This window comes from Clostridium sardiniense, from assembly GCF_050584765.1.
Lineage (GTDB): Bacteria > Bacillota > Clostridia > Clostridiales > Clostridiaceae > Clostridium > Clostridium sardiniense_A.
The window spans coordinates 432,062-452,220 of sequence record NZ_JBNOOR010000001.1 but is presented as its reverse complement, the minus strand read 5'-3'; the positions used below and the strand labels follow the sequence as shown (position 1 = coordinate 452,220).

Sequence of the window (20,159 nt, the reverse complement as noted above, 5' to 3'; positions counted from 1 at the left end):
GGTATTTAATGCAAAAAATTTTAAATTAATGTTGACACTAAGATTTTATGGATATATAATGAGTTCAAGCAGTCAAACAAAGTACTGCTAAATAAATTAATAACTAAAGACAATGAAGAGAACAAGTAGAAATGCCTAAGCTTAACAGAAAGTTGCCGGGTGATGAGAGGCGCTAAGACATTTATTTTGAATACATCTCGGAGTCATGCATTGAACTCTATTTATTAGATATTAGGTGTTATCGGTTAAGTATCGTTAAAAACTTTTAATGAGGTTATATACTATTAAAGTGTATAATAAATTAAGGTGGTACCACGTGAGTAATCTCGTCCTTATTATGGATGGGGTTTTTTTGTTATATAAAAAGATTTTAAAGCTCACACATTTAAGGCTAAAAAAAACTATATAAAATCAATATTTATAACAAAAGCACTTAATATTATAACTTCACTACTTCAATCGTCCAAATCGAAGTATAATAAAAGGTTATTAAATAAATACTACTTAATGTTATAAATAAAAATTCATATAGCAAATAAAAGAGCCACAAAACTGCATAGTTATTGCTCTTCTACAATATTATTATTTCACACATATATTATATTGGTTTATTTAAAGAAGGTCAATAATTAATGCGAAAAAATATAAAAAATACATTAATTATTGGAGGTTTTAATATGGAAAGAAATGTTTTAGATATCCTAAAAGAACGTGGATACATTAAACAATTTACTCATGAAGAGGAAACAAGAGAATTATTAGGAAAAGAGAAAATAACTTTCTACATTGGATTTGATCCAACAGCTGATAGCTTACATGTTGGTCACTTTATCGCAATGATGTTCATGGCTCATATGCAAAGAGCTGGACATAGACCAATTGTATTAATTGGTGGTGGTACTGTTACTATCGGAGATCCAAGTGGAAAAACTGATATGAGAAAAATGTTAACTGATGAACAAATTCATCATAACGTTGAATCAATAAAGAAACAAATGGAAAGATTTATAGATTTCTCAGATGATAAAGCAATATTAGTAAATAACGCTGATTGGCTTAGAGGATTAAACTACATTGATTTCTTAAGAGAAGTTGGTGGACACTTCACAGTTAATAAGATGTTAGCAGCTGATGCTTTCAAGAAAAGATTTGCTCTTGATAGAGGTTTATCATTCTTAGAATTTAACTACATGTTAATGCAAGCTTACGACTTCTTAGTATTAAATGAAAAGTTCGGTTGTAAAATGGAACTTGGCGGAGACGACCAATGGTCAAATATGATTGCTGGTGTTGACTTATTAAGAAAGAAAAAAGGCGAAAGCGTATACGCTATGACTTGTAGCTTACTTACTAATAGCGAAGGTGAAAAAATGGGTAAAACTGTTGGAGGAGCTTTATGGCTTGATCCTGAAAGAGTTTCACCATTTGAATTCTTCCAATACTGGAGAAACATCGCTGATGCTGATGTTGAAAAGTGCTTAAAACTTTTAACATTCTTACCAATAGATGAAATAAATGAATTATGCGCTCTTGAAGGTGCAGCAATTAATGAAGCTAAGAAAGCTTTAGCTTTCGAAGTTACTAAATTAGTTCATGGTGAAGAAAATGCTCAAAAAGCTTTAGCTGCTTCACAAGCTTTATTCGAAGGTGGCGTTGATTTAGAGCACGTTCCAACTATCGAAATAACTGAAGCTCATTTAGGTAATAACTTATTAGATGTATTAGTTGAATTTGATGTATTCCCATCAAAATCAGAAGCTAAGAGATTCGTATCTCAAGGCGGATTAGCAATAAATGAAGAAAAAGTTTCTGATATTGCAAAAACTTTAGAAAAAGAACACTTCGAAGAAGGTTTTGCAATGATTAAAAAAGGTAAAAAAGGATTCACTAAAATAATAGTTAAATAGTGATTTATTAAGTAATAATTTATTTAGGGGATAAATTATACTGTAATAGATACTATGATACTATAACAAATAATAATGTTTTAAACGGAAATAGCTAAACAATAATGCTAAAATAATTTTAAAATAAAGATTCGGAAAATTTTAATTTAGTTAATGCTTAATAAATTAAAATAAAAAACTCAAATATACACACTGTTCATAAAAGATAATTTAAAATAGATAAATAAATTTAAAAATAATGTTTAAATAAGTCACTCATTTATAATTCAAATAGATAAATAATGCTTAAAAGGGTATCGATGTAATGCTTTGTCGATACCCTTTTATTTTTCATGTTAATAATATATTAAGCTTCCTTGTCTTATGAACACTATATCTATTATCAATGTATAATTATACTGTGTATTAAAATATAACACTGGAGTTGATAAAATTGAATATGACAATAGTAAATCAAGTTATAATATTATTTTTAATTATGATTGTTGGAGTATATGCTAGGAAAAAGAATATAATTACTGAGGAAAGTAATGAATCCCTTTCTAAGTTTTTATTAAATATAGCACTTCCCTTTTTGATCCTTTCTTCATTTGATTATAATATATCAAAAGAGGAAATATTTAATGCAGAACTTATATTTTTATATTCTACAGTTATACATATTTTCTTAATCTTTATAACAAAGATATTATGCATTAAGTTTGATAAAGATACTTCAATTGTATCTAGGTCTGCTCTTATATTTTCAAATGCAGGCTTTATGGGATATCCTTTAATGGCTGGTTTATATGGAAAAATTGGAGTGTTTTATACAGCAATTTACGGAATTCCCTATAATATAATTCTTTTTACTTACGGAACTATATTATTTAGTAAAACCAATTTAAAGGATAACTATAAAGATGATTTAAAAAAGATAATTTTAAACCCAGGTATTATAGCTATATTTTTAGGTGTAATTCTGCTTATAACTAAATTTAAATTACCTGATCCAATATCAGAGACAATATCATTAATTGGTAGCACTACTACTCCACTTGCTATGATTATAGTTGGTGCCATGCTTGGTAATTTAAAACTTAAAGAAATATTTAAAGGAAAAATTATATATTATGTAAGTTTTATAAAACTTATATTAATACCTATAATGGTATTTCTTTTAATAAGTCTTTTTAATGCAAATCATTTTTTAAAAAATATTTGTATACTATTAGAAGCTACCCCTGCTGCAGTTGTATGTTCTGCATTTGCAGCACAATATAATGTAAAAAAAGATCTGGCAGCTAAATTAGTTTTTGTAACCACTCTATTTTCAATTATAACTATTCCTATAATTATGAGTATCTTTTAATTATAAAAATACTTACTTATATAAAATAATAAGGCAACATTATATTAATAATATAGTGTTGCCTTATTATTTTATTATCCTTTACTATATTCAAAATAAAAAAAGTAGCAAGGTAATAAACCTTGCTACTTCAGTATAATATACTATCTTACATCATAGATTTTATTTAATTTCTTTTGAATAGCTTCATGAATCTTGTCCATATATTCATTGAATACTTCTTTATCATTTATAAATGGTGAAAGTACACAAGCTCTTAAGATAGTAACCTTTTCTTCTTTATCCCATTCTTTTTTAGTTATTCCACATCTTTCAACGAAGTTAAGTGGGCTATTTCCGTAGTCTGGTACAGCGAAATCAGTATGTGATGTAATGAAGTCATTATTGTATAATCCTCCATCAACATATGAAGCTTCATCATAGAAATCATGATTTAACTTATTCATTTTAGCTAAATCTGTATTTCCTTCTTCATTAAATACAAAGTCTACCATGTTGAAATCTGGTCTTGTTAAGTTGTGCATCTTTATAGTTTTATCTCCAACCTTAAATTCTTTTCCTTCAAGGTAAGTATAGAAATTATATGCACCTTCAATACCTGCTCCTATAAGTTTTCCGTATCCTGTAATGTTAAGTGGTAATATTCTGTGTGCAGTCCAAACTGATGCTGCAGTAGCTCCTGCTTTTGATCCTTCAAGCATGAATGCTCCAAGTAATGCAGGGATATCCATTCCTTTTTCAAATACGTAAGTTGCAAAGTATGAAATTGAATCTCTCATTCTCTTATCTTTTATTACTATACCACCAGCTGAATATGGTACATAACCCATTTTATGTGGATCGATTGTTACTGTATCAGCTTCACTTATTGCTTTAAATGCTTCATAAGTATCATCTGAAGGCCATTCAGTTTCTTTATTTAAGAATACTCCATGTTCTAAATATTTTGATTTTAATTCATCCTTAGGTATGAAATTATAATCTTCATCTAAGAATATTGATCTTGCATATCCACCGTATGCAGCATCAACGTGTACATAGAAGTGTATTCCTTCTTTAGCTAATTTATCTCTTACAGCTATGATCTTGTGTATATCATCAACTGCTCCCTCTTCTGTTGAACCAACAACTCCAACAACTCCTAGAGTTGGGATTCCTTGTGCAGCTAATTCTCTGATTTTCTTTTCAAGAACTTCTGTATTCATTCTAAATTTATCAGTAACTTCTACAGCTTCAACATTGTCTAATCCAAGTCCAATTATATCAGCAGCTTTAAGCCATGAATAATGCTTAGTTTGTGGAACTAACCATTTACCTAATTTTTGAATGTTTTTACCGCTTCTTGCTGATTTATCTTTTAAATCATCTAATTTTTCTGGAACCTTAGCTACTAAATCTAAGATTTCTTCAGTTGACATATTTAATAATTCCCATTCAGTTTTTCCTTTTACAAGTTCTGGGCAAACTTCGCTCATTGCAAGTGGTAATGATTTTAAGTTTCTTGCATACCAAATACCTTCTAAGTTAGCTATTGAACCATCAGCACTGATGTGTCCCCAACCAATTCCATCTTTATATCCCATAAGTTTTGCAAAATCTGCTCCAACTTCTTCTTCCATTTGTGAAGTTCCTGGTGATGATTCGTAAGCAACGTTGTTACCATTGTATAACATTGCAGCGAAATATCCTAAAATTGCTGGCATTAAAGTTTCTGAGTTCATATGTCCTAAGAATCTTGGTGAATGCCATGGTAATGATTTTGATCTAAGTTTAACTGATAATTCTGTTAAAACTTCTTCCATTTTATCTGAAGTCATTCCAAAATCATTTTCATTCATATCGCTCTTTTTGATTATTGGCATATCTTCTGGATGATAATTTTTTCTCCATTCACTATGATCTTCAAATAACATTTTTAAATACTTTTCGAAAGTTTCCTTGTTTTCTGATTTTGGTCCTAAAAATAATGCTTTTAAGTTTAAATCTTGTCCATTCATTTATATCTTCTCCTTCGTAGACTCAACTAAAACTATATGACCATTTAAAATGAAACTAATGCAATTCATTTTAAATTACCACACGTCTCATTGAGGATTTTATAATATTTATTTAAATCATATGACACCTAAGATAATGCTAATACTTAAATGTCATATGATGTTTTACTATATTGATAGTATTTTTAATGCTTTTCTTAATAATTTATTATTTTACTTTTCTCCATTCAGGTTTTCTAAATTGGAATATAATAAGTGGTATTACCACGCTTACTATTGTTCCAATTACTTGGAATGCTATATATCCAGGACCTTGGCTTGCTGGTAATATTGATGGTGGTATTAAACTTACTAATATAGTAATTGATACACCAATGATTGCAAGTATTGCAACAACCCACATTAATCCATTTCCTTTTGCTCCAAGTCTAAATGGTCTCTCAACCTCTGGTCTCTTATATCTTAGTACAATTGCTGATATAGCCATTAAGATATATGCTACACAATAAACAATAGTTGTTGTTATTGTAATCATAAAGAATGCACTGTTAACATCTGATGTTACTAAGTAAGTTATTGATATTAATGAAATAACTATAGCTTGTATTAAAACAAATGTTATTGGTACTCCTCTTTTTGTTCTCTTTTGGAATACTGGTGGTAAATTTCCTTCTTCAGCAACTTTAATCATTGCTTTTGATGGTCCAAGTACCCAAGCACTTAATTGTGCTAAAACACCAATTGCTATCATAGCTGATATTATATTATTAAATATTGGTGGTATTCCAAGTCCCGCACAGTATATAACAAATGGTTGAGTTATATTTGATAGTTCCATCTTGCCCATTGGAACTGCATTTGCAACAGTTAAACCTGCAATTAAGTTAACTATTACTAATAAAATAACTGATGCTATAACAGCTATTGGGTAATTTTTCTTAGGGTTTTCAATATTATTAGCATGTACTGATGATATTTCTACCCCTGCAAATATAAATATAATTCCTGAGAAATATGTTAAAGTTCCGAAATCATGGAAATTAGGTATAATTTTATCTGCGCTAAATGTTCCTAAATAACTACCTGGTTGAATACCAACTTTAACTGCATAAGCTATACCTAATACAACTAAAGCTATAAATGGAATATAAACACCTATTAAAGAACCTATATTACCAACAACCTTAACCATATCAAACTTAAGGTTTAATAAAGTAACACCCCAATAAGAAATAATAATTACTATAAATACGAATATATGGTTTTGTGAAAGTTCCGCATCTCCTACAACATAACCAAGTAAAACTCCAACTGTTGAAGCAACCATTACCATTCCGAAGAACATTTGAACCCATAAAAGCCATGAAGTTACAAATCCCCATCTTTCACCTAGTGCTTCTGTAACCCAAACTTGAGGGCCTCCTTCTTTTGGCCATCCTGTTGCAAGTTCTGCTGCTATAAGTGATATTGGAATAGCAAATACAATAACTGCTCCTACTAAATAGAAAATTTGAGACCAACCATTAATAGCTAATGTAGGCACACTTCTAACTGTACCAAAGAAAGCCATAGTAATCCCAATAAGTTGGAATAGTGTAAGTTTTTTGACACTGCTCATAAGAATAATTCCTCTCTTTCAATATTAAATTTTTAATCTTACAATCAGTGATTTTTGTTTTATTACCAATGCTTTTAATAAATTTAATGCTTTAATAATCTATATCTGGATTTAACAAAACAATAATCACTAAACTGCTGTAGCTTGGCTACACCTCTATCTTATACCTTAGAGAGTTATTGTCAAATTGCCCAGATTTAATTGCGTATATTTTAAAAAAATTTGTTTACTTTTTAATACTTTGTTGATTTTTTATCCATGTAAAATTTTCCCATATATACATATAATTCATTCATTTGAAAAGATTTTGATTAATAGTTCATATTTGATTAATTTTTCTGTATTAATATGGATAAACATTGATATTTACATGATTACTTTATTAATAATGTGAAAATATAGATTTGTAAAACAACATTTTAACATTACTGCCTTAATAATACATTAAATGTATTATTAAGGCAGTAATTATTCTATACTTATTCTTCTTTATTCTTTTTCCATTCAGGTCTTCTAAATCTAAATATTAATAATGGAATTATAACACTTACTATTGTTCCAATTACTTGGAATAATATATAGAAAGTATGTTCACTTTCTTCTAATATTGATGGTGGTATTAGACTTACTATTATAGTAAGGATAACTCCAAACAAAGCAAGTAAAACTATTACCCACATAAAACCATTTCCATGTGCCCCTAACCTAAATGGTCTATTAACATTTGGCTCTTTATATCTTAGCAATATAGCAGATACCCCTATTAAAATATATACTATACAATAAAGTATAGTTGTTGTTATTGTAATCATAAAGAATGCACTGTTTACATTTGGAATTGCCACATATGCTAATGTAAGAAGAGAAACAACTATAGCTTGTATTATTACAAAAGTTATAGGCACTCCCTTATCTGTTCTCTTTTGAAATAATTTTGGTAAATTTCCTTCTTCAGCAACCTTAATCATTGCTTTTGATGGACCAAGTACCCAGGCACTTATTTGTGCTAATACTCCAATTGCTATCATAGCTGATATTATATTATTAAATATTGCTGGTATTCCAAGTCCTTTGCAATAAATAACAAATGGTTGTGTAATATTTGCAAGTTCCATTTTTCCATCAGGAACTGCATTTGCAACAGTAAGTCCTGCTGTTAAATTTAATATTGCTAATACTATTACAGATAAAATAACTGCTATTGGATAATTTTTCTTTGGATTTTCAATATTATTAGCATGTACTGATGATATTTCTACTCCTGCAAATATAAATATAATTCCTGAGAAATAAGTCAAACTTCCCAAATCATGAAAATCAGGAATTAGTTTGCTTGCACTAAAGGTTCCTAGGTAACCATTAGGATTTAATCCAAATTTAATTAAATAAGCTATCCCTAATGCTACAAGTGCTATAAATGGTATGTATACACCTATTACCGCCCCCCAATCACCAACTATCTTAACCATATCAAATTTTAAATTTAATAATGTAACACCCCAGAACGATACAAGTATACAAAGTGCTACGAAAACATTATTTTGTGATAATTTTGGATCATTTACAACATATCCAAGTAAAACCCCTACTGTAGTTCCTACCATAACCATACCAGTCATCATTTGAACCCATAAAAGCCATGAAGTTACAAAACCCCATTTTTCTCCAAGGGCTTCTTTAACCCAAACTTGTGGTCCTCCTTCCTCTGGCCATCCAGTTGCAAGTTCTGCTGCTATTAATGATATCGGAATAGCAAAAATTACTATAGCTCCAACAAAATAAAATATCTGCGTCCATCCATTAATAGCTAATGTAGGAACACTTCTTACAGTTCCAAAAAACGCCATGGTTATACCGATTAATTGGAAAAGCGTTAGTTTCTTTACACTACTCATATAGATACTCCTCTCATAATACCTAATCTCATATGATAATAAAACCATTACAGACAAGTACGTATTTTTTAACTTTATGATAAACCTTTAACTTTCATTGTCAAACATAGTATTAATTATCATTTTTTTGTATTTAAATTTTATCTTTATATACTTAAGAAAGTTAAATATTTTTCTATATTTCTCAAAGTCTTTTTATTAATATTTTCTTTTTTTAATCATTAAATTCATAAACCATTAACACTAATCTATATTTTATCTATCACTACTAATTTTTGTATGAAATTTATCATAATAAATAATTAATACGATTTACTAAAAAAATTCCTTTTGTAATCTTTTTCATGGGATTTATTAGATATTTTATTCTAATAATTAGATATTTTATATATTTTTTTCCTATTATATCATTTATTAAGTTCCTTTTTTATCAAACTGATAGCATTTCCCAATATATACCCTTTATTCAAATCTTGTTAATTTTTGCACTATATTTCCTAACCATCTATTATTTAATGGTAATAATTCAAGTCAATGTAATTAATGTAATAATATATTTCTTACATTGACTATTTTTAAATATATTAAGGAGATGTTTTTAATGGAAAATACTACTGATGTAAATTTAGGTGCCCTATTTTTAGGCCCAAAATCTGAAAACGAGGATTTTTTCTTAAAAAATCTAACAAAAATGTTTAATCAGCATTCTCAATGGAGAAAAAATTTTCACCCAGAAGATGGTGACGTAATACTTAATGATACAATTTCATCTCAAGACTTTATCAATACACAAAATAGGACAGAAAGTATTTTAGAAGAACTTTCATCTAAATTAAGATCTAACATGATGCCTTGGCATTCAATGAGATATATAGGACATATGAATACAGATACACTTATGCCTTCCTTACTTGGATATTTTGCTGCTATGCTTTACAATGGCAACAATTGTGCTTATGAAGGTGCCCCTGCAACTACTATTTTAGAAGGTGAAGTTGGTGAAGATTTCTGTACTCTTATGGGAATAGACCCACAAATAGGCTGGGGACACATAAGTGCTGATGGTACAACTGCAAACTTAGAAGCCTTATGGTATGCAAGAAACTTAAAATCTATCCCACTTGCCCTTAAAGAAGTTTCTCCTGAACTTGTTTCTGGAAAGTCTGAATGGGAATTGTTAAACATGTCAGTTGATGAAATATTAGATTTATTAGAAAAGAATCCTAAGAAACTTGATGAAATAAAATCTAATTCCGCAAGAGCTGTATCTTCTATCATACCGAAGCTTGGAAAATTATTAGTCCCACAAACAAAACATTACTCATGGCTTAAGGCCGCAGATATATTGGGTATTGGCAGTGACAATTTAATTGAAGTTCCAGTAGATAATCATTTTAGAATGGATATAACTGCCCTTGAGAACATAATAAATAATTGTATAAAAAATGAAGTTCCTATTTTAGGTCTTGTTGGTGTGGTCGGATCTACAGAAGAAGGTGCTGTAGATTATATAGATAAAATAGTAGACTTAAAAGATAAATTTTCAAAACAAGGTATTAACTTCTATTTCCATGTAGATGCTGCTTTTGGCGCTTATGCACGTTCAATATTCCTGGATGAAAACTTTAACTTTATAAAAGAATCAGATTTAAAAGAAAAGTTTAAAGAGCATAATATATTCCAAAACCCTGATGCTGTAGATTGGCCATCTTCTTCAATATATAATGCTTTTAAATCTATGGATAAAGCAGACAGTATAACAATAGATCCTCATAAAATGGGTTATGTTCCTTATGCAGCAGGTGGAATATGTATTAAGGATAAAAGAATGAAAGATTGTATATCATATTTTGCTAATTATGTTTTTGAAAAAGGTATGGATATTCCAGTTTTATTAGGTGCTTTCACTCTAGAAGGCTCTAAAGCTGGTGCATCTGCCGCTGCTGTTTGGGCTGCTCATAAAGTATTACCACTTAATATTACAGGATACGGTAAATTGATAGGTTCTAGTATAGAAGGTGCCCATAATATTTATAATAGAATAGAATCTCAAAAAACTTTTGAAGTTCGTGGTAAGAAATTAGTAGTACACGCTTTAGTTAACCCTGACTTTAATATGGTAGATTTTGCTTTTAATATTGAAGGAAATACTGATTTAGAGCTCATGAATGAATTAAATCATAAATTTTATGAAGAAGCCTCCTTCTGTACAAAACTATTTACAAATGATTTTATAACATCCCATACAGTATTTGATTATGCAGATTATGGTGATAGTCTCGTAGATTTTGTAAATAGATTCAATATGCCAAAGGATGAATGGGATAAAGTTCATCAAGTAAGTGTATTAAGAGCTACAGCTATGAATCCTTTCTTTGCAGATAGAGAAACCTTCGATATTTATAACGAAAAAATTAGTGAAGCTATAGTTAATGATTTAAAATTAGTCTTAAGTGACCTTGATATAAAATAATATTTATAGCTAAAAAGGACCTCACAAAATGTGAGGTCCTTTCTTATATAAGAAATTTATATTATCTTACGTCGTAGATATTTTCTAATTTCTTTTGGATTGCTGCATCTACTTTATCCATGTATTCAGCAAATGTTTCTTTGTTGTTTATGAATGGTGAAAGTACGCATGCTCTTAATACAGTAACCTTTTGTACTTCATCCCATTCTTCTCTTGAGAATCCAAGTGATTTAACAAATGGGTATGGGCTGTTTCCGTAGTCTGGTACTGCGAAATCAGTATGTGAAGTGATGAAATCATTATTGTATAATCCACCTCTTACATATGAAGCTTCTTCATAGAAATCGTGGTTTAAGTGATTCATCTTAGTTAAATCAGTGTTTCCTTCTTCGTTGAATGCGAAGTCAACCATGTTGAAGTCAGGTCTTATTAATGTGTTAAGTATAACCTTCTTGTCTCCAACCATGAATTCTTTTCCGTTGAAGTGGTTGTAAAGGTTGAATGAACCTTCAATTCCAGCTCCGATAAGTTTTCCGTATCCAGTTATGTTTAATGGTAATGTTCTGTGAGCTGTCCAAACTGATGCAGCTGTAGCTCCTGCTTTTGATCCTTCAAGCATGAATGCTCCAAGTAATGCAGGGATGTCCATTCCTTTTTCAAATACGTAAGTTGCGAAGTATGAGATTGATTCTCTCATTCTCTTATCTTTTATAACTATACCACCAGCTGAGTAAGGGATGTATCCCATCTTGTGAGGGTCGATAGTTACTGTATCACATTCGCTTATAGCCTTGAATGCTTCATAAGTATCATCTGAAGGCCATTGTGTTTCTTCGTTTAAGAATACTCCATGCTCTAAGTATTTAGCTTTTAATTCATCTTTAGGGATGAAGTCGAAGTTTTCATCTAAGAATATTGATCTTGCGTATCCACCGTATGCAGCATCAACGTGTACGTAGAAGTTTATTCCTTCTTTAGCTAATTTATCTCTTACAGCTATGATCTTGTGTATATCATCAACTGCTCCTTCTTCTGTTGAACCAACAACACCAACAACTCCTAGAGTTGGGATTCCTTGTGCAGCTAATTCTCTTATTCTCTTTTCAAGAACTTCTGTATTCATTCTGTATTGTTCGTTAACTTCTACAGCTTCAACTTGGTCTAAACCGATACCGATTATATCAGCTGATTTAAGCCATGAGTAGTGCTTAGTTTGTGGAACAAACCATTTTCCTAATTTTCCTAAGTTTTTACCGCTTCTAGCTGATTTATCTTTTAAATCATCTAACTTTTCTGGTACTCTATCAACTAAGTCTAAGATGTCTTTAGTTGACATGTTTAATAATTCCCATTCAGTTTTTCCTTCAACTAATTCAGGTGCTACTTCTCTCATTGCAAGTGGTAATGATTTTATGTTTCTTGCATACCAGATAGCTTCTAAGTTAGCGATTGATCCGTCAGCACAGATGTGTCCCCAACCTATTTCATCTTCGTATCCCATAAGTTTTGCAAAATCTGCTCCAACTTCTTCTTCCATTTCTGAAGTTCCTGGTGATGATTCGTAAGCAACGTTGTTACCATTGTATAACATTGCAGCGAAGTATCCTAATATAGCTGGCATTAAAGTTTCTGAGTTCATGTGTCCTAAGAATCTTGGTGAATGCCATGGTAATGATTGTGATCTTAACTTTCTTGATAATTCAGTTAAAACTTCTTCCATTCTGTCAGCAGTCATCATGTAGTCTTCTTCACTCATGTCTGCTTTCTTTATTATGTTCTTATCTTCTGGATGGTAGTTTTTTCTCCATTCGCTGTGATCTTCGAATAACATTTTTAAATGTTTTTCAAAAGTATCTTTGTTTTCTGACTTTGGTCCTAAAAATAATGCTTTTAAGTTTAAATCTTGTGCACTCATTTATAATTCTCCTTTTCATATGCTTTGTAATATATTACAAACCATATGACCATTTAAAATGAAAGATTAACCTCAGTTTAAATGACCATACGTTTTAAATATATTTGTTTAATGCTTTTTGTTTTAAATAATGCTTTTTGTTTTTTAATAATGCTTTTAATTTATAATAAAATAATGCTTAAATTATTTATTATCTACTTTTTTCCATTCTGGTTTCTTACATTTGAATATTATAAGTGGTATTACTACACTTACTATTGTTCCAATTACTTGGAATGCAATATATCCAGCATGTTGGCTAGTTGGTAATATTGATGGTGGTATTAAACTTACTATTATAGTGATTGCTACACCAAATAAAGCAAGTAATGCAACTATCCACATTAATCCATTTCCTGATCCTAATCTGAAAGGTCTTTCAACATTAGGTGCTTTGTATCTTAAAACTATAGCTGAAACTGCAATTAAGATATAAACTACGCAGTAAAGTATAGTAGTAGTTACAGTGATCATAAAGAATGCGCTGTTAACATCGTCTGTTACTAAGTAAGTTATTGATATTAATGAAATAACTATAGCTTGTATTAAAACGAATGTTATTGGTACTCCATTTGAAGTTCTCTTTTGGAATACTCTTGGTAAGTTTCCTTCGTCAGCAACTTTAATCATTGCTTTTGATGGTCCAAGTACCCAAGCACTTAATTGAACTAATACACCGATTGCTATCATAGCTGATATTATGTTTGAGAATACTGCTGGTATTCCAAGACTTGCACAGAATATAACAAATGGTTGAGTTATATTAGCTAATTCCATTTTTCCCATTGGGACTGCATTTGCAACTGTTAAACCAGCTATTAAGTTAAATATAACTAAAAGAATAACTGAACCTATAACAGCTATTGGATAATTTCTCTTTGGGTTTTCAATATTATTAGCATGTACTGATGATATTTCTACCCCTGCAAATATAAATATAATTCCTGAGAAATAAGTTAAACTTCCGAAATCGCTGAAGTTTGGTATTAACTTGCTTGCGCTGAATGTTCCTAAGTAACTATCAACTTGGATTCCGTTCTTAAAGAAGTATGCTAAACCTAATACTACTAATGCTACGAATGGAATATAAACACCAATTATAGCACCCCAGTTACCAACGATCTTAACCATATCGAATTTAAGGTTTAGTAAAGTAACTCCCCAATAAGAAATAAGTATAACGATAAATATAAATACGTGGTTACTTGCTAATTCTGCATTTCCTACAACATAGCCAAGTAAAACTCCAACTGTTGATGCAACCATAACCATTCCGAAGAACATTTGAACCCATAAAAGCCATGATGTTACGAATCCCCATTTTTCTCCTAGGGCTGCTTTAACCCAAACGTGAGGACCTCCTTCTTCTGGCCATCCTGTAGCTAGTTCTGCTGCTATTAATGATATAGGGATAGCAAAAACAATAACTGCTCCTACAAGGTAAAAGATTTGAGTCCAACCGTTTATTGCTAATGTAGGAACACTTCTAACTGTACCAAAGAAGGCCATTGTGATTCCTATAAGTTGGAAAAGTGTAAGTTTTTTAACACTGCTCATAAGACTACTTCCTTTCGTGAAAATATTTAGTTTTTTAATCTAGAGCAAATTATTTATATGTATAAAGATATATTAGTTATATAATCTACTCTAAATTTTTACTTCATATTAAAACATAATGTGTTTTCTACGAAGCACATACTCTATATTATTCTCTTTTATTTTTTTGTCAAATTACAAAAGAATGTGTCGAACACAGTTTGTTTATATTTTTTACATCTAAGTAATTTTGTTTTCATTTTATTCATTTAAAATGCTATTAAATCTAATTTATATTCAGTCTAATAACAGATTTATTTAGTTTTTTTAAATATTTGTTCATAAATTATTGGTGCTACCAATATGAATTCGTTTTTATATTTTACCTTTTTATTAACTAAATTCAGCCTTAGTAAACCGTTTTCTCAGCTGTTTTCTTTATAAAAATAAAGAAATATTGTATAAATCATTCTTAAATTAACATAAAATACAATATATAGAAATTTTATTGTAAACATTATTACAAAACCTTTTCAATACTATGCATTTATTTTTATTGTATTTTTTTACATTTTTGAAGGTTTTAGTATATTTGTGTAGAATACTAAAATAACATCTTTATTTTGTGGGGAGGGAATTTATGAGTACAAAATCTGATGCTATTAAATTTAGTTTAGGAATAATCGCACTATTTGGCTTTTTAGTGGTGTTTGCTCTTTTCTATCAAAACTTCTTTTTGTAAATTTTAACTAAACAAAAAGTGCTTTGTTTTAACTAAAACAAAGCACTTTTTCTATTTATAATCAATATATACTAAATTGACTACTATTATTAAATCATGTATTTAATTCATATTTTTAACATTTCTATAACTATTATAAATGTATATTTATTAGTTTTATATATAATTTTTATAACAAAAATTATAAACTTACTCTAGTAATATATAACTAATAAATACCACATTCCTAAGCTTCTTCTTTTTTCTTATTAGTTAAAAATAGTGCAAGTACAAATCCAACTGCAGCTATTATTGCTGATGCAATAAATAACTCTGCAAATCCACTATTTAAAGTTTGTTGGAAAGTATTTTCTATTGTAGCTCTTGCAGCATCTACTTTAGTTAAATATTCTGCCTTCATTCCATTAAATACTGCATCTACAGTAGTGTGTGGTGGTATATGTCCTGCAAGACCTTGTTCTATTGCAGGTTTTGCTTTATCAAACATGAAACTTGCAAACTCTTTCATTACACCTGTAATACTTGTTACATCAGCATTTTGGAATGAATTTAGTATATGTTGTGGAATATTTCCCATTGCATGTCCCATATTTGCTGATGCTCCTTGAATTGGTGGCATAACTTGCATAAGTTTTGCTGGCATTTTGTCTCCAGCTTCAGCTATAAAGTTTATTAAAATATTAGGTGATACCGCAATACCAACACTCTTTATAAGTGATAGTGTTGCTTGTGCTGATCCAGCTTCTTCCTTTGGTACATTTACTTGCATCAAATAATTAAGTGGTGTACCCATTGTTAAACCCATACCAGCTCCCATTATACATAAAGCTATAATTAACAGAGGCGCATTATCTGATTTTGAAACAAATAAAGCTAAAGTAAGAGTTCCAACTACTGTACAACCAAAACCTACTAGAAGTACTGCTTTTGCTGAGTATTTATCTATAAACTTACCACCTATAGGTGCTGCTATTCCTGAGCAAATAGCCATTATTGTTATTAGATATCCACCTGAACCTTGGCTTAATCTTAATGTATTTTCACCAAATTGAGGTATAAATACAACACTCATCATTCCACATCCAACAACTAAACTCATAATTAAAGTTATACAAATATTTCTGTTTGTAAAATAGCTTAAGTTTATTATTGGGTCTTCTGCTCTCTTTTCACGATATATAAATATAGGTAATAATACAATAAATACAATTAAGTAAGGATATACCTCAGTTGATTTTAATGACGCTGAGAAGCTATGGAAATTTAAATTTGTAACTCCATACATTAATGATAAAATCATTATTGCTACAATTATACTTCCCCAAGTATCCATCTTCTTTTTTCTGTGCTCTATTTCTACTATCTTTATCTTAAGAGCCATTATAATAACTACTATACATATAGGGACATTTATAAAGAATAATAATCCCCAGTTATCTGCACCAAAACCTTGTATAATTCCTGATCCTATTGATGGTCCAAGAGTTGTAGCAATACCATAAGTTGCACCAACTAAACCTAGTGCAGCTCCTCTTTTTGCTTTTGGGAAACTTTCACCAATAAATGCTGTGGCAATTGGCATTATTCCGCCACCACCAATGGCTTGTATTACTCTAGCTGTTAGTAAGAAGTTATATCCTCCAACATAATCTGATATACCACATAAGGCTGAACCTATACCAAATAAAGTTATTGAAAATACAAACATCTTCTTCTTTCCATACCTGTCTGATAATTTTCCTGAAATAGGCATTACAACTGCATAGGCTAGCGTATAGATTGTAATCATCCAAATAGAGCTATCTGCACTTACACCTAATGCATCTGCAATAATAGTTCTAGCTGGTGATACAATACCAGAGTCCATACCTCCAATAAATATACCAAGTAAGAACATTATCATTAGTGCTTTTTGTGTCTTTTTGCTATAGCCATTCTCATTTTCCATTTCTATTCCTCCTTTATGAACATTGTTCATATAATTTTATAAAAACAACTCTAATTATTGCTAATTATGTTATTTAAAGTTCAAGATACACATTAAGTCCTCAAAAGAAAAGACTCTACTTTTTATAATAGTAACCATATTACTGACTATAAATTTGCTAAGCACCTTCTCATCTAATGATATTTTTATATCACCATTATTCTTATGGTACAGAATAATGTCACCTGTTATATCATATAATGGACCAAATATACTAACTACACTATGGTCTGGCTTAGGGTTTGTCTCTTTATATAGATCAAAAAATATATCAACATGATCTGAAAAATAACTATCCACAGCGTCATATATAATCTTCATTTTTTCTTCGAAACCTATATATAACTTATTAATATCTTTAAGTGTAAAAATAACATCTTTCCAATCATCCCTAATTATCTCTAAAACTATTGAATGTTTGCTTTTAAAATAATTATAAACTGTTCCAAGACCTATCCCACAACTTTTAGCTAAATTTCTCATGCTCAATTTACTATATCCATCTTCTTTAATCATAAATCTAGCTTCGCTTAATATTTTCTCTTTAGGATTCTCTAATATTTTTGGCATCTATAAATCACCTTCTTTATGAACCATGTTCAAATTATAATTTTTTTCCATCTCTAATTCAATAGACAAAGTATGATATTTTTGTTAAATAATAATAATTATCTATAACTATTTATAATCTGTTAATATATAATGTATTTTTCTTTAAGTAATCTTGCATAATTATATTCTAGCTCTATTAACTAGAATAACCACTAGATTAATTATTATATGTGACTCTCTAATAATGTGACTCTCCAATAATTAGCTATCTATTAATGAATGTAATTTATAGAATACACTACAATTAATTATTCTTCCTTTTTACCATGATATTACTTTTATGGATCTAATTAAATATCTTTTAGTAACTTTTTTAAAAATTTAACAATATTATTACGGTTTATTTCTTTTATTAGCGAAAAGTTGTTGTATAGTTTTTTTGGGGCTAAAGTTAACTACACTTTTAGGAGGATAAAAAATGAATGAGAATAAGAAACTTAAAGAGATAGAGGAAATCTATGAAAAGATAAGTCCCTTTGAATTTAAGAATGAGTTAATTAAAGTTGCAAAAAAAGAGCTTGATGGAAGTAAGCGTCCACTGCTTGATGCTGGAAGAGGAAATCCTAATTGGACAGCTGCCACTCCTAGACAAGCATTTTTTACATTTGGACAATTTGCTGTACTTGAAACTCAAAGAGTTTGGCAAGAAGGTGATCTTGCTGGTATGCCTCACCAAAAAGGAATTTACAATAGATTTAAAGAGTTTGCTGATGAAAATATAAATGCACCAGGTATGGAGCTTTTAATAAATATAATCGAATACGGAATAAATAAAAAAGGATTTGATCCTGATAGCTATGTATATGAGTTAGCTGATGGAATAATCGGAGATAATTATCCATTTCCTGATAGAATGCTAACTCATACAGAAAGCATAGTTCATGATTACTTAGTAAAAGAAATGTGTTCTGGAGATATTAGTGATGGAAACTTTGATATCTTTGCAGTAGAAGGGGCAACTGCTGCAATGTGCTATATTTTTGATTCATTAAAAGCTAATGAATTACTATGTAAGGGAGATAAAATTGCCATAATGACACCAGTATTTACTCCTTACCTAGAGATTCCAAATATTCCAAGATACAGTTTAGACATAGTTCAAATAAAAGCTGAAGAATATTCCGCTAATGGGACACCTTCATGGAGAGTGCCACAAAGTGAATTAGATAAACTTAAGGATACTACAATAAAAGCTTTATTTATTGTAAACCCAGGTAACCCATCATCAGTTGCATTAACAGATGAAAGTAAACATAGTTTAATTAAAATAGTTAATGAAGATAATCCAAATTTAATCATAATATCAGATGATGTGTATGGAACATTTGTACCTAATTTCCGTTCATTAATGGCTGATCTTCCATATAACACAATTGGAGTTTATTCATTCTCAAAATATTTTGGAGTAACAGGCTATAGATTAGGAACAATAGCACTTCAAAAAACTAATGTACTTGATGATTTAATAAAAAATCTTCCTTCTGATAAAAAAGAACTTATACGCTCACGTTATAAAGATTTATGTACTGATTGCGAAAACATACCATTTATAGATAGAATTGTTGCAGATAGTAGACAGGTTGCCCTTAATCATACAGCTGGCCTTTCAACACCTCAACAAATACAAATGGCATTTTTCTGTGCCTTTGCTTTATTAGATACAGATGATAATTATAAAAATCTAACAATAAATATATGTCGTCGTCGTAAGCAATTATTATTTGATGGATTAGGTGCTGAATTAAAAGATGATCCATATAGTGCTTATTACTATACAGAATTTAATATACTTGAGTGGGCAAAAATTAGCTTTGGTTCTGATTTTGCAGACTATCTTAAGAATAACTATAGTTTAGTTCATATACTTTATCATCTAGCTAAAGAATGTTCTGTAATATTATTATCTGGAAGTGGATTTGATGACTCTGAGTGGTCACTTAGAGTATCTCTTGCTAATTTAGATGATCGTGAATACTATAGAATCGGTAAGATTATGCGTAATTTAATGATAGATTTAATATCTAGATGGCAAGAATCTGAAAATTCTACTAAGATATCATCTTAGTTAAGTTTTCTATATTTAAAAT

Annotated in this window: 11 protein-coding genes and 1 other annotated feature; of the genes, 4 read left to right on the top strand and 7 right to left on the bottom strand. The window is 29.8% G+C overall.

Annotation, left to right across the window (positions count from 1 at the left end):
• Positions 1-103 precede the first annotated feature (103 nt).
• Positions 104-337, top strand: a binding site (T-box leader).
• Between the two features lie 340 nt (positions 338-677).
• On the top strand, positions 678-1,907 hold the full coding sequence (gene tyrS / locus ACQPUW_RS02230; protein ID WP_430835862.1) for a tyrosine--tRNA ligase: 1,230 nt from the start codon (positions 678-680) through the stop codon (positions 1,905-1,907).
• 439 nt (positions 1,908-2,346) lie between these two features.
• Entirely contained in the window at positions 2,347-3,258 is a 912-nt protein-coding gene (locus ACQPUW_RS02225) for an AEC family transporter (RefSeq protein WP_430837263.1), read from the top strand.
• Positions 3,259-3,401: 143 nt separating this feature from the next.
• Here the strand turns inward: ACQPUW_RS02225 and tdc (ACQPUW_RS02220) are convergent, their stop codons facing one another.
• The 3 genes from tdc (ACQPUW_RS02220) to tyrP (ACQPUW_RS02210) form a co-directional block, all read right to left on the bottom strand.
• Positions 3,402-5,255, bottom strand: coding sequence for a tyrosine decarboxylase (gene tdc, locus ACQPUW_RS02220; RefSeq protein WP_430835861.1), 1,854 nt, complete (start codon positions 5,253-5,255; stop codon positions 3,402-3,404).
• 208 nt (positions 5,256-5,463) lie between these two features.
• Entirely contained in the window at positions 5,464-6,873 is a 1,410-nt protein-coding gene (gene tyrP / locus ACQPUW_RS02215) for a tyrosine-tyramine antiporter (protein ID WP_430835860.1), read from the bottom strand.
• Positions 6,874-7,352: 479 nt separating this feature from the next.
• Complete coding sequence (tyrP, locus tag ACQPUW_RS02210; protein WP_430835859.1) at positions 7,353-8,768, bottom strand: tyrosine-tyramine antiporter; 1,416 nt, start codon at positions 8,766-8,768, stop codon at positions 7,353-7,355.
• A gap of 601 nt (positions 8,769-9,369) precedes the next feature.
• Between tyrP (ACQPUW_RS02210) and ACQPUW_RS02205 the strand changes: the two genes are divergently transcribed.
• Entirely contained in the window at positions 9,370-11,241 is a 1,872-nt protein-coding gene (locus tag ACQPUW_RS02205; RefSeq protein WP_430835858.1) for a pyridoxal-dependent decarboxylase, read from the top strand.
• Positions 11,242-11,302: 61 nt separating this feature from the next.
• On the opposite strand, the gene tdc (ACQPUW_RS02200) is transcribed toward ACQPUW_RS02205, so the two are convergent.
• From tdc (ACQPUW_RS02200) to ACQPUW_RS02185, 4 genes are all read right to left on the bottom strand, one after another.
• Entirely contained in the window at positions 11,303-13,156 is a 1,854-nt protein-coding gene (tdc, locus tag ACQPUW_RS02200; RefSeq protein WP_430835857.1) for a tyrosine decarboxylase, read from the bottom strand.
• 183 nt (positions 13,157-13,339) lie between these two features.
• Entirely contained in the window at positions 13,340-14,752 is a 1,413-nt protein-coding gene (tyrP, locus tag ACQPUW_RS02195; protein WP_430835856.1) for a tyrosine-tyramine antiporter, read from the bottom strand.
• 947 nt (positions 14,753-15,699) lie between these two features.
• Positions 15,700-17,421: an MFS transporter gene (locus ACQPUW_RS02190; protein WP_430835855.1), complete on the bottom strand. Its 1,722-nt coding sequence runs from the start codon at positions 17,419-17,421 to the stop codon at positions 15,700-15,702.
• A 69-nt stretch (positions 17,422-17,490) separates the two neighbouring features.
• Positions 17,491-18,030, bottom strand: a complete 540-nt coding sequence (locus tag ACQPUW_RS02185; protein WP_430835854.1) for a TetR/AcrR family transcriptional regulator — start codon at positions 18,028-18,030, stop codon at positions 17,491-17,493.
• Positions 18,031-18,490: 460 nt separating this feature from the next.
• On the opposite strand from ACQPUW_RS02185, the gene aspD reads away from it, so the two are divergent.
• On the top strand, positions 18,491-20,137 hold the full coding sequence (gene aspD / locus ACQPUW_RS02180) for an aspartate 4-decarboxylase (RefSeq protein WP_430835853.1): 1,647 nt from the start codon (positions 18,491-18,493) through the stop codon (positions 20,135-20,137).
• The last annotated feature ends 22 nt before the right edge of the window (positions 20,138-20,159 follow it).